The following is a 12,615-nucleotide window of genomic DNA, read 5'->3' as shown; positions in this document are numbered from 1 at the left end:
CACCGGAGAGTGTCGGCATGTCTGAGCATGATAGCGAGAACGGCGCAGGCTTCCCAAGCCTGGACGAGCCCTATTTCGAGGCGCCGGACCTTGGCAAGCTGACGCCTGGGCATGTGTCCACCCACCCGCCACGCATCCTGCTGCTCTACGGCTCCCTGCGCGAGCGTTCGTACAGCCGCTTCCTCACCGAGGAGGCTGCGCGTCTGCTCCAGCGCATGGGGGCGGAGACGCGCATCTTCGATCCGCGCGACCTGCCGCTGCCGGACAGCGTGCCGGCCGACTGAGGTGGTCCCCGTTCCCCGGACAGTTGGATAAGCTTGGTTCGCCCATCAGGAAGGACGGACCCGATGACGGGGAAACGGAAGCGGTATTCGGCGGAGTTCAAGGCGAAGGTGGCGCTGGAGGCGATTCGGGGCGAGCTGACGGTGTCGCAGCTCGTGGCCAAGCACGGGGTGCACCAGACGCTGATCAACGCCTGGAAGAAGCAGGCCGTCGAGGGGATGGCCGGGGTGTTTTCCGGCAAGGCGGAGGCTGCTGAGGCCAGCCATCAGGGCGAGGTGGAAAAGCTGCACGCCATGATCGGCCAGTTGGTCGTGGAACGCGATTTTTTGCGCAAGGCCTCCGGACGATGAGCATTGGCCGGAGGCGGGAGATGATCGAGCCGGAGCATCCGCGCCTGTCGATCACGCGACAGTGCGCGCTGGTGTCGCTCAGCCGCTCCAGCTATTACGAGCCGGTGAAGGGCGAGCCGGCCGAGAACCTGGAGCTGATGCGGCGGATCGACGCGCAGTTTTTGGAGACGCCCTGGTACGGCAGCCGGCAGATGACCCGTCATCTCCGGCGCCAGGGGCAGGAGGTCAACCGCAAGCGGGTCCGCCGTCTGATGCTGCGGATGGGCTTGCAGGCGGTCTACCAGCGTCCAAAGACGACGGTGCCTCATCCGGAGCACAAAATCTGGCCGTACCTGCTGCGGGACATGGTCATCGACCGTCCGAACCAGGTGTGGTGCGCTGATATCACGTACATTCCCATGCGCCGTGGCTTCCTGTACTTGGTCGCCGTGATGGACTGGGCGACACGTCGGGTGCTGGCGTGGCGACTGTCGAACACCATGGACGTCGAGTTCTGCCTGGAGGCGGTGGAGGAGGCGATGGCGCGGCACGGCCGCCCGGAGATCTTCAACACCGATCAGGGCAGCCAGTTCACCAGCCCGCGCTTCACCGGCCTCTTGACCGCGGCCGGCATTCGGGTGTCGATGGATGGACGGGGCCGCTGGATGGACAACGTGTTCATCGAACGGCTCTGGCGATCGCTGAAGTACGAGTGTGTCTACCTCCATGCCTTCGAGTTGGGCAGCGAGGCGCGGGCCGGAATCGGCCAGTGGATCGAGTATTACAACGCCGACCGACCGCACTCTGCGCTCGGCGGCCGAACCCCGGCTGAAGCCCACCAGGGCGTCCCGGTTGGGATCAGATTGGCGGCATGACACGGACCTGAACCAAGCTTATCCCAGCCGCAAAACTGTCCGGGGAACGGGGACCACCTCAGACCACCCCAAGGTGGCCGAACTGCGCGCGCTGTCGCAATGGTCGGAGGGGCAGGTCTGGGTCAGCCCGGAGCGCCACGGCACCATCACCGGCATTCTGAAATGCCAGATCGACTGGCTGCCGCTGGAGAGCGGCGGGGTCCGGCCGACGCAGGGGCGCACGCTGGCCGTGATGCAGGTGTCGGGCGGGTCGCAGTCGTTCAACGCGGTCAACGCGATGCGGGTGCTGGGGCGCTGGATGCGCATGGTGACCATCCCGAACCAGTCGTCGGTGGCCAAGGCGTTTCAGGAGTTCGACGAGGCCGGCCGGATGAAGCCGTCGCCCTACTACGACCGCGTGGTGGACGTGATGGAGGAGTTGGTGAAGTTCACTCTGCTGGTGCGCGACCGCAACGACTATCTGACCGACCGCTACAGCGAGCGCCGGGAGGCCGGACGGGCCGTGGCCGGCGAAGCGCAGGCCCTCGTTGCTGCCGCCATGAGCGGAGAACGCACCGCGTGACATTGGGAAGCGTGGCGCTTCATGGTTGGGACGCTTGGCGGGCTCGCCACGTCGACACCAGGAAGGTCGCCACCGTCCCGGCGAGGTTCACCGCCAGCTCCGCATGCCGTGCCGACGGGCGGACCGCTTTGCGTCCACGGCCGTGGGCATCGCTCAGCTTGTTGCGGATGCTGGCCAAGCTGTTCACGACGTTCTGGCAGTTGCCGAGGATGGTTTTGAACACTTCCTCGGTGTGCTGGTCCGGGGCGAGCTGGAGGTGCTCGGCGGCCGTCCGGTAAAGCTTCGGCAACTCGTCCCGATCGCTGTAAGTGCCGCCGGCATCCTCAATGATGTGCTTGCAGACGGTCTCCAGCAGCGTCCGGGCCGAGGTGATCGCTCCCTCCGGATGGGTTGTCCGCCGCTGCAGCGCCCGGGTCCAGGCTTCGTGCACGCTGGCCTCGTCGAAGGCGGCAAGTGTTTCTGAGATGAGAGGGTCGGCCGGCGCCCCGGCGGAGCCGCTGATGGCTTTGACGGTGAACACTGGATAGCCCGATATGGAACTGGTCTCGGCCAGATGGAAGCCATCGCGTTGCAGGAGAGGATTCAGAATGGCAACCAGCCGGCGCTGCTCATCCTCCTCCCGGGTTCGTGGATGAAGCAGAGCCTCCAGGAAACGGAAGAACCGGCGTTGCGAGCAGGTATAGGCACCAACGGCCTCCAGGGCCTCATCGTTGTCCATGTCTGCGTTTCGGTGCATGTGGCGCTCAAGGTCATCCTGCACCGTTCCACCGGAATAGAGACGGGACGGCAGGCGGTCAATCGGCCAGATGTCCCGCAGGAACTCGAATATTGGCACATGGCCGGAAAGGTCGAATGGGATAAGCGCCCGGCCGATCGATCGCCGAAGGAGTTCGGAGATCAACCGCTCGCCAGCCTCCTCAACCCGCCCCACGGCCTCTTCCAGCTCATAGTTCGGGCCATCCTGTAAAAGCTGGTACGCAAGCTGAAGCAAACGCTCACGTGATAATCCGCTGATCCGCCCCTGCACATAGTTGCGCTTGCTGGCGAACGCCTCCTCGCGGTCGCCGGACGCGAGCCCCAGTCCCTCACACACCACCGGCAGGATGTTGGCGCTGGTCGGATACAGGGCTTCGACGATGGCACTGCGCAGCGGAGCAAGCGGGGCGGAGGGAGGCGGTGGCATCAGGACAGTCCAACCGTGAGGGGAATACGAAGCTTAAGCTGAAGCCATGCTACCAACAACGCCGAGGTATCAGCCCGTCATGACCGTGTCGCTTGGGAGATACGGTGAAGACGCTCGGGCTGCTCCCCTGACCACGGGATTGACTGTCACTGTTATGGAATGCTTTGCAGGCCTTTGAGCGATTTGGGCGGACGGCCGCGCCGGCGAGGCGCTTCCGGTGCAGGGAGCGGCCGATCTTCCAAAAGACCCTGTGCGACGGCCTGACCCAACAGGTTCTGAACCGACGAGACCGACCAGCGCGTTTCCCCGCGGGGCGTCCGGCAGTGCAGCTCTTCAAGATGCCGGGCAATGTTGGTCAGGGTTGGGTTGTCCAGCGTCTTTACCGCCGAAGCGACCAGGGTGACGAGGTCGTCGCTGTCCCGCCGCCGCGGCGTACGCTCCAGCACCCGGTCGTCCACGAACCCGTCCCGCGCGAGGCGACGCACGGCACGCGCCAGGGCCGGCCCGGTCCAGGGGCCACCGTCGGGGCGCCGCGAGCCATTTCTGGCCAGGCTGCGGGCCACGGTTGCCCAGGAATAGCCGGGCCGCATCGCGCGGACGTGCGGCAGAATGTCGTCAGCCACCCGCAGCACATCGGCGTCGCGCCGCGCCTCGCGGGCGTCGTTGACGGCGCGCACCGCCGCCGCGGAACGGAAGCGCAGGCCCGGATTGCCGCCGATCCGGCCACGCTCCCTGGCGGCCTTCAGCCCGGCCTTGGTGCGCTCACGAATGAGCGCGCGTTCGAACTCGGCCACCGCGCCCAGGATCTGCAAGGTGAAGCGGCCCTGCGGGCTGGTGGTGTCGATGGGATCGCCCAGCGAGCGAAAGCCCGCCCCTTGGGCGTCGAGCGCCTCAATGATCTCCAGGAGATGGGCGAGCGAACGGGCCAGCCGGTCGATGCGCACGACGACCAGCACGTCGCCGGCACGGCAGCGCGCGATGGCACGCTTCAGCTCCGGGCGCAACCGGTCGCCGCCGGACCCATGCTCCCGGTGAATCGTTGAGCAACCGGCCGCCTTCAGCGCGTCGAGCTGCGGGTCGGTGGTTTGCTCGTCGGTCGACACGCGGGCGTACCCGATCAGGGCCATGGACCTCTCCCAGCGCAGCGGTCCGGAAACGGTGCACGCCGCCGAATTTTACCCGATTAAGCTTCAGACACCCTCGCCAAGCGTCCGCCTGGGGTATTTTACCAAATATGCAGACGGTACGTAACGGCCGTTTGGTAAAATATATAGGCGTTGTGGGCCGCCGTGCGCCCCGCTGATGGACCGGAACTGTCAGCCGGCACGAGACAAGATGCCAAGCGGCGCCGGCCTCCTCGACCGGCGAGACATCAGGCAAAGAACGGCCCTCGGGCTGAGCGCGTCTTGATCTGTCTTCCTAGAAGAATGTCGGCTTTTCAACGACATGAGGCGATTCCCCGCGCCCCGCCGGGGAGCTTTTCGCATGAACCGCGTGCATTTCGCACGATCCGATCTGCAGAACGGGGCCAAGCAGGGCGTTGAAACCCCTGGAATCTGGCTTTTCGCACGAACCACCCGACAACGACACCCGACAACGACATCGCACGAACCACCCAACGGCGACAGCCGCCATCCGGTCGCGCTGGGAACGTACCTCCCGGTGGCGGAAGCAAACATAAAGTACAGTATCACGAGGCGAGTGACGAGCGAGCCCAACGCGCGCAGCGCCCTTTTCGGTTGATTGAATTTTTGACCAGATACATAATTCGGAATGTTCTTGGAGACAGCCTCTACCCTCAGGGGATTCTGTTGGCACCCTTATGATTGATTGGTCTTGCTTTTTGGTCGCGCCACTCTCTCTCACCAGAGAAGACATGACGCAAATGCAGCGGTCACAATTCTGGACAAGCTGGACGCTGCGATTGGCCGAGCCTGATCCGGCGGTGCTGGAGGAAGCGGCACGGTTCTTTCTTCCAAGCTGCCGCGACTTCTTCATGCCCAGGTCTCGCGATCTCGCAAATTCGCCGCGTTGGACCTTCTTTCCCGACACGTGGCCGGAGTTGCTCGGACCAGACGCGATTCCTTGGGCGCGGGTTGAGTGGGTGGACCTGCTCTGGATGGACGTTCATCCTCTTCTCCTGATCAAGGTCAGTGGGGACAGGCCCTTCACCCCGGACGACGTGAAATGGGTGGCAGCCGCGGCCGCCTCCTGGCATCCAGCACATCCCGGCGCGAGGCCAGCGACATGGCGCGTCGGCGGGCGTGAACTTCACCTCCGCCAGTGGATCCTGGGCGACGTTCTGGCCTTGCCAGCCGAACGCTGGGACGACGTCGACGGCCGTGTCCACTGGTTCGGCCAGGACCTCCCGGGCTTCAATCTCTGCCATGCCGAGCCGGGTTGGCCTGAGGAGAGAGTGCTGGACGATCTCGTGCTGCATCTCGCGCTCGGGATGGCGTCGTGGCGGGAGGAGTTCGGTCCGGACGCCGCGACCCGGAAGACTATCCTCGTTCATCATCTGCAGGAATGGGCGAACTGGCGCCTTTACGAATGGCGCAACCGGCTGACGCTGTTTCTGGCAGGCAAGGCAACACATGGCCAACCGCGGAATACGGAGACTTACTACAGCCTGCTGTTCGCGGCCGTCTGCTACCAACGGGTCCGCTTGACCGACTTCCTCGATCAGGCAACCGGCCCGGGCGCCGGGATCGCGACGCTGCGCAACAGCTTCGCTGCGTTTCGCCGTCAGTACCTGCCTCATCGCGTGACGACATACGTCATGGGTGACCGGATCTACGACTTCCTGCGTGCGGCGAACCACCTTCCCGAGATCCAGAAGGAGATCGAGGAGCAGATCCGCTTGGCGGACGAGGCAGAGCGGCTGGATCTTGGGCGTCAGGAAAATCTGACCATGATTGTCCTGACCACGGTGGCGGCTCTGTTCCTGCCGGCTTCGCTGCTGACCAGCGCGTTCGGGATGAACAAGATGAGCGATCTCACGCTCGAACCCGTCTTCTGGTGGGGCCTGCTGGCAGCCTACGTCCTGGGCGTGGTCCTGGTGGGCGGGCTGACCGTCGCGTTCGGCCGCTTCCGGCTGCTGCCGAAACTCTCCGCACTCCTGCTCAGCCGTAATTAGGGAAAGCCCGCCGTGACCTCAGTCGAAACGCTGGTGAGGCCCAAGGAAGCCGCCACGCTCACCGCACGAGAATTTCTGGAGGCCGTGGTCGCCGGCTGGCCGGTGCAATTGGCCGATGGAAAGCCCTTCCAACTGGAGGACGAGCGGCAGCGCCACGCCCTGCAGTTCTTCTTAGATCATCGGGATGGCCAGAACATCTTCGCAAAGACGTTTTCCAAGGGCAGCGAGGATTTGGCTAAGGCCATTACGGATTGGTTGGACCAGCCATTCCAGCCGCCGGCGGTGACGGACCGCGCGCGCTCCGGTGCCAAACCGCGTTGGGCCGTCACGACGATCGAGATCACACAATTCGGAGGCCTCCATCCCTATTGCCTAGCCGATGGCCACACCCCTCCGTCGCTTGTCATTGAGGTGGAGCGGGACGTGGTGCTGATCCGCGGCCAGAACGGCGCGGGGAAGAGCTCCATTGCCAAGGCGCTGACCTTCGCGCTGACCGGGCACATTCCCTGTCCCGCCAGCGAGCCGCAGCCGTTCGAGACGCTGGTCAACACCTACACCTTGCCCAACGGCGACAAGATCCCGTTGCCGACCGTCGTTCCCATGCCCACCGCCGAGCAATGGCGCGCACGGAGCAAAGCCGGCGAACCGATGATCGAAACAAGGGTCGAAGTCACGCTGACCAATGCGGCGGGACAAGCTGTAGTCGTCTGCCGCAAGGTCGCGCCAGCGGGCAAAGGTTCCTTCACCAGCCGCTTGTCGGTGGACGGGGAGCCAGCAGAGGACCGAACTCTGGACGACATCCTTGGAGTGTCTCGCCTGGGGCTGGAACTCAGTGTCCTGCATATGGCACGTCTTCCCTACATTGTACTCGGCCGTCCGGAGAGCCTGGGCAAGGGCGTACAAGAACTGACCGGGCTCCGCCCCATCGGCGACCTTGCGGAGGTGTCCGTTGCCAAGTTCGCCAGCTTCCTGAAGGGCACCTTCACGACCAACCGCCGGAGCGACCAGAAGAAGGTGGCAAGTGACTTTGCGGCTAAGTCCGGCGCTCTGGCCGCGCTGTTCGAGACGAGCCCGTCGAAGCCACCGGCCGCGGTTCCTCCAGCACCAGGAGACGCTTGCAAGACCAGTCTTGATGCCATCGGCGAAGACCTACGCCGGAGGACGGCCTCGGTTGTCGCTGCGGTCGCTAAGGCCGCGGGCGTCCCGGAAACAGACGTTGCTCTGGATGGGCTCGATGAGAAACTAATCCGTGCCAGCACGAATCTGACCGGCGGCACGCCGCCACGGGACTCCCTCGCGGCGATGGTCGGCAGGCTGGCCACACTCGATGCGGCGACGGTCGAGGAGGTTCGCAAGCGGGTGCAGGCACTGGCAGATCGCGCCAACACGTTTGCCCAACAGCACGCGGAGAAGACAGCCTTCGTCCGTCGTCGCCTGTATGCCCGTGTTGCTGTCTGGCTGAAGGAGCAGGGTCGAGAGGGTGAGCCGGACGCCTGCCCCGTTTGCCTGCGCTCCCTTACGGAAGCGGAGCACGACCATGATCTGGGAGTGCCCATCGCCACGGCACTGGCCCAGGCGCAAAAGGATCTCATCGACCTGCAGTTCACACTCGATCAATTCGTCGAGCAGGCGGTGACTGACTTCACGAAGGGGCTGCCGGAGGCCGTCGCGAGTGAGCGGAAGCACGTCTGGATGCTGGGTTCGACCTCGCTCGGCGCCGATTGGGCGAAGGGCGCCGCCAGTGACATGATGGCCCGGCTCAAGGACGTTCCCACTTTGGCGGCCCTGGTTGGGCGGGCGGGGGAAGCCCTCGCGGCCGGTGCGGTTGTTCTTCCCGATCTGACCTCGTCGGTCTTGCCGAACCTGCATCCCGATCTGGCAGGGTCGCGGGTCGAAAAGACCGCCCAGGAGATGATCGCTCTGCTGGATGCGGCAACGTGGGCCGCAGACACGGCGAAGCGGCGCTCGGCGGCGGTATCGGCGGCCTACGGGGTGGGGGTGGCCGAAGGTGAGGATTTGCCAGCGGACTGCTTGCTCGCGGCCATCGATGGCTTGCGCACCCTGTTGCATGATCACGTGCCCGTGGCAACGGCGCAGGTCCATTTACGCGAGCTGCGCACGCTCCTGACTCGTTGGGTCGACGAGGAAACCCGTATCACCAAGGCCATCACGGCCGCGGAAGCTCTCGAAGGTCTCAAGGTGCTGAAGCAGGCAGTCGACGTCCAAGTGGGCGGCCTGCTGGCCACCCTGAACAAGGAAACCAGCACGTTTCTGGGTCTGGTTTACCGGCCTTCCAGCAACGTTGGCCCCGCTCTTGTGGCGTTCGACCACAACGGTTCTGCCCTAGTGTCGCGGGCCGAGCAAGGCGGAGTGGCGGGCGATGCCGCCCAGATCACCAACAGCTCACGCCAGAGGGCGCAGCTCTTCTCGTTCGTGCTGGCGCTCACCCAATATGTCTGGGAGCGCGACGGTGGCTTGCGGTTTGTGCTCCTCGACGACCCGCAAAGCTTGTTCGATGAGGACAACCAGCGGACTCTGGCAAAGGGCCTTGTGGCGTGCACGAGCCAGGCGTTCAAGCCCTTCGTCCTCACCTTCGACCGCGTCTTTTCAGCCAGGGTGGCGCGCGCCGGAAACCTTCATGTCGACGCGGCGGTGAGCAAGAAGGTTTCCCGATGGGATCTTGTGGCTCGACAGGATGAGCATGGCATTGTGAGGCTCGATCCTCACCAGGATAAGATCATTCTGGAACGGCAGGCGTGGCGGGACGGGAAATCGACCGAATTCGCAATCATAAATTTCTGTCGCGAAGCCCGCGCCTTTATCGAAAGGACACTGGTCAAGCTCCTGAACGAGGGGAAAGATCCCGTCCATGATCACCCGACATTGCAGCCTTTAGGCAAGCGGTTGCGCACGTTGACCGGAGACACGGTGCTGCCACACTCGCGCGAACCGTTCAAAGCTATCCTTTCCCTGCTGCCCGACGGAGCGCCCGATAAGGAGGTTCTTGGCGAGGCATTGAATTGGTCCGCCCATTTCCAGGCCGAAGATTTGCGCCAAAACCATGCGCAGGCGGTGGACGACATGCTTGACGCGTTTCTCGAGCGCCGGGAGCAATGCCTCGCCATCCTGCATCATTGGCCCGAAGAGGCGCCGAAGAAGGACGCCAGGGTCGTTCCATTCCCGAACGCCCGCGCCCCGGCGCGCGCCGTCCAACTCGTCGGACAGCTTGCCGCCAGCGATGGGGAAGGGGTCCCGGCGGACGAGCCGCCTCCCGACGCCGAACTGCTGAGGATTGATCCGGACCGACATTCCATGTTCGCGGTCGGTGCGGCGGCGAAATGGCTGCCCTCGCCAATCGATGCAGGCACCCTGCTGATCGTGGAGCCGCTGACCGGTAAGCCGCGTGCCCACGATCTGGTGCTGGCCTGGGATACGGTAGCGGGCGAAGCTCTAGTCGGCTGGTGCAAGCTGGAAACGGCGGCCGAGCGGATCGTTCTGTCCGGCTACGCCGGTCACTTCCAAAAGGTGTATCCGCGGGAGGGTGTGGAACTGCGCCGCGTCGTGTGCGGCCTGTTCGGCGCTTTGCCCCAGGCAATGAAGCCATGCGAGCCCGTGAATATGGCGGACGTACTGCCGACGCTGCCCGGCGCGTTGGAAATCTCCCAGGGCGACAGTGCCGAACCCTTGCTGCGCAAAGGCGACAAGGCCCTGGTCGGGCGGAGCGTGCGCGTCAACGATCTGGACAGCCATCCGGCGCCCGCCTTCGCTTTTCGCTTGAGCGACGACACCCAAGTGCTGAAGCGCCTGGATCGCCATTGCTCCATTCCTGGTCACCGACAGCTTCTGCCACTCGGAGACAAGGGCAGCGGCCACGTCGTGGCATCCACCCCGGGAGCGGCAAGTGGCGCTCCGCACATCGTGTGCGCCTTTCCGCTGATTGGTTTCTGGCGTAATTGAATCTTTTAGTAATCGCCTAGCACACTCTTCATATGGAGGTCGTGCTCTACAACGGAATCGGATGGATGATCGAAATTGTGCCTCGCAATCAAAGTAGTAATCTTATTGATGATTACAGGCATGCTCTCATTCATTTGGCGTGGTATCGGGAGAACCGGCAGCGCTTCCTGCTGTTCGCAATGGTCGAACTGTTTCCTGCCGAACTGCCACTCCCGGATCCAACCGAGGAACAGACATTTGCCGTCCGATCGCTCGGGCGGCAGCACTCCGTCTATCTGCGCCGCATCCCCATGACGGTGCAAGATGCGCTGGAATGGCACAAGAGAGCGCTGCAGGGCACTGTCCTGGTGCCGGACGACACACCGACGCCCGTTGACCTTGCGAACTCCGGCTTTGCTCAGGAGCCGGTATGGCCGTATCTCCTGGCGACACGAACGCTCCCTTTCCTGCCTTGGACGTCCGTGCGCGCTCACCTCGCCGTGCAGCGCGTGCTGCCACCGGAGGCACGCCGCCCGCTGCAGGATCCCCGGGCCGTGGGCTGGCTGTCCGATCGACTGCACTTTGATGTACTCAAGCACAGCGAGTGGATGGGTTCGGTCAGTCTGGTCGCCCCCAACCCGGTCCTGCGCGAGGTCGCCCATACCCTGGGGGTGGCCGATGACGAGGAGTTCAGCGACTTCCGCTTCGTGGTTCGGAATGGACAGACGTTAGACGGGTTGACCCTCCACCTGACGGAGCATCGGCCCAATGGTATCGTAGCTCATAGGGCGCTCACGATTCGCCGCCCCTACATGCGGGTGGCGCATATCGGGCGCACAGAACGGGTCGGCTTCATTCTGGCCTGTTCCTCGCGGGGAGTGTTGGCATGGCACGAACCGACCCCCTTCATCCGATCGGCGACACTGGAGGTGAACGTCATAGAGGCTGAAAAGGAGGTCAGTATCCCGGCCACACACAAGCAGTCCGCCGAGCGGTACCGGACCCGGATGGTGAGCGGCGGTGGCCACTCGACCCTCGGCGAGCCGGATACGGAACCGCACGTCACCACCGTGCTCCGAACAGCGGAGATAATGCGCGCGCACCAGGAGCAGGTTGCGCAGTCGGGCCAGCGGCTGTTCCACGGCGATCAGGCCGAGGCAACCAAATATGTGCGTGCGCTGATCGAGGCTGCCCGCCACCGGGTGATTATCGTCGACCCCTACTTCGCGGCCAGGGAATTGCTCAGCTTCGCCCTCGCGACCAGCTGGCAGGGCGTCGACGTGACCGTCCTGACATCAGCGGAGGTTCTTCAGGCTTCGGACGATACGGCACCCGCACAGGAAAAGGGAGAGGTGCTGTCCGACACGTTGAAAGCCATAGGCAAGCAAGCAAAGATCCGCGTCCTCGTGATGACCGGCTCACCGCCGCTGGTGCATGACCGCTTTCTGGTCATCGACCAATCGGTTTGGCTGTCAGGGAACTCCCTGAACGAGATCGGCAAGCGGGCCGGCGTCATCGTCAAGCTGCCGGACGCCGAATCGATCATCCGCTTCCTGGACGGGATCATGGCGAGCAAGGATCGCGTGAAGTCGCTGGAGGATTGGAAAGCGGGAAGGGCTGCCGCCAGAGCGGCCACGGACGAAACAATCGGAGAGGCTAAATGAACCGCAACCAGCCGTCCCGGTTCAGCGAAACCGTCCTATCGCCCGCCGCCGCTACGGCATTCGCGCCAGCCGTTCTGAAGCCCTCCCTACTGTGGGCATCAATCCCCGATTCGTTCGATGCCAGGGAACAGGATCGGACCGACACCCCAGCGACGTACCTCATTCTGAAACGACTGAAGAACTGGAACGAATCCCCACTTGGCCTAGCCGCCTTCTGGGAGGAAATGCAGAAGTCCCGCACCGTTCTGATTCTCGATCCACACCTAGATGATGCGGCTATGCTACGCCTTTATGAGAAGATAAAGATATTCAAGATGGAATTTGACGACTTCAGGATTATCACAGGAGAAGAAAAAGCGAAAGAACCATTCCAGCGTCTACAAAAATACTTTGAAGAAAACAAGATAAATTTATTCTGTGAAATTCTTGCGAAGAAGAAGATGAAAAAAATACAAAGTATAAGGCAAGCAATTCGATAAAAAATGGGAAAGACCCTTTCGATGAGCTGCATGTCCATGACCGTTTTGTCCTTACCGACAGAGAATTGTGGCACTTCGGCGGCTCAGTGGGATGCCTGCAGGATGGGATGACGGCGGCCAGCCGGGGATGGAGAGACGAGGAGACCAAGTTCAGCAGCTTCTTCAACGA

7 protein-coding genes and 2 pseudogenes are annotated in these 12,615 nt (G+C 63.4%); 7 read left to right on the top strand and 2 right to left on the bottom strand.

Annotation, left to right across the window (positions count from 1 at the left end; genetic code table 11):
* Positions 1-17: 17 nt before the first annotated feature.
* The 3 genes and pseudogenes from ABAZ39_RS26860 to arsH all read left to right on the top strand — a co-directional run.
* A pseudogene (locus ABAZ39_RS26860) lies at positions 18-281 on the top strand (NADPH-dependent FMN reductase); the annotation flags it as partial.
* Positions 282-347: 66 nt separating this feature from the next.
* A protein-coding gene (locus ABAZ39_RS26850; protein WP_103041826.1) for an IS3 family transposase occupies positions 348-1,486 on the top strand; the annotation gives its coding sequence in 2 pieces (ribosomal slippage) (positions 348-603 and positions 603-1,486; 1,140 coding nt in all).
* Between the two features lie 58 nt (positions 1,487-1,544).
* Positions 1,545-2,048, top strand: a pseudogene (arsH, locus tag ABAZ39_RS26845) (arsenical resistance protein ArsH); the annotation flags it as partial.
* 19 nt (positions 2,049-2,067) lie between these two features.
* On the opposite strand, the gene ABAZ39_RS37185 reads toward arsH, so the two are convergent.
* Both ABAZ39_RS37185 and ABAZ39_RS26835 read right to left on the bottom strand, forming a co-directional pair.
* A complete protein-coding gene (locus ABAZ39_RS37185) occupies positions 2,068-3,231 on the bottom strand; it encodes an abortive infection family protein (protein WP_040137400.1) in 1,164 nt (387 codons plus the stop codon).
* A 152-nt stretch (positions 3,232-3,383) separates the two neighbouring features.
* Positions 3,384-4,358 (bottom strand): recombinase family protein, encoded by a 975-nt coding sequence (locus ABAZ39_RS26835; protein ID WP_063922740.1) that lies wholly within the window; start codon positions 4,356-4,358, stop codon positions 3,384-3,386.
* 749 nt (positions 4,359-5,107) lie between these two features.
* On the opposite strand from ABAZ39_RS26835, the gene ABAZ39_RS35105 reads away from it, so the two are divergent.
* From ABAZ39_RS35105 to ABAZ39_RS35870, 4 genes are read left to right on the top strand one after another with little or no spacing between them, the layout of a single operon-like run.
* Positions 5,108-6,367, top strand: a complete 1,260-nt coding sequence (locus tag ABAZ39_RS35105; RefSeq protein WP_160174866.1) for a CorA family divalent cation transporter — start codon at positions 5,108-5,110, stop codon at positions 6,365-6,367.
* Between the two features lie 12 nt (positions 6,368-6,379).
* On the top strand, positions 6,380-10,324 hold the full coding sequence (locus ABAZ39_RS26825) for an ATP-binding protein (protein WP_040137398.1): 3,945 nt from the start codon (positions 6,380-6,382) through the stop codon (positions 10,322-10,324).
* A 32-nt stretch (positions 10,325-10,356) separates the two neighbouring features.
* Positions 10,357-11,967 carry a VPA1262 family N-terminal domain-containing protein gene (locus tag ABAZ39_RS26820; RefSeq protein ID WP_040137397.1) on the top strand — a complete coding sequence of 537 codons (1,611 nt, stop codon included), beginning with the start codon at positions 10,357-10,359 and terminating at the stop codon, positions 11,965-11,967.
* Positions 11,964-12,446: a hypothetical protein gene (locus ABAZ39_RS35870; protein ID WP_144243649.1), complete on the top strand. Its 483-nt coding sequence runs from the start codon at positions 11,964-11,966 to the stop codon at positions 12,444-12,446. The genes ABAZ39_RS26820 and ABAZ39_RS35870 overlap by 4 nt, the downstream gene beginning before the upstream one ends.
* The last annotated feature ends 169 nt before the right edge of the window (positions 12,447-12,615 follow it).

Source organism: Azospirillum argentinense (assembly GCF_000632475.1).
GTDB classification, from domain to species: domain Bacteria; phylum Pseudomonadota; class Alphaproteobacteria; order Azospirillales; family Azospirillaceae; genus Azospirillum; species Azospirillum baldaniorum.
This window is presented reverse-complemented; position numbering and strand designations above follow the sequence as displayed.

Coding starts and splice junctions, on each gene's coding strand:
- ABAZ39_RS37185 (WP_040137400.1), bottom strand. CDS start 3,231: ATGCCACCGCCTCCCTCCGCCCCGCTTGCTCCGCTGCGCAGTGCCATC.
- ABAZ39_RS26835 (WP_063922740.1), bottom strand. CDS start 4,358: ATGGCCCTGATCGGGTACGCCCGCGTGTCGACCGACGAGCAAACCACC.
- ABAZ39_RS35105 (WP_160174866.1), top strand. CDS start 5,108: ATGACGCAAATGCAGCGGTCACAATTCTGGACAAGCTGGACGCTGCGA.
- ABAZ39_RS26820 (WP_040137397.1), top strand. CDS start 10,357: ATGGAGGTCGTGCTCTACAACGGAATCGGATGGATGATCGAAATTGTG.
- ABAZ39_RS35870 (WP_144243649.1), top strand. CDS start 11,964: ATGAACCGCAACCAGCCGTCCCGGTTCAGCGAAACCGTCCTATCGCCC.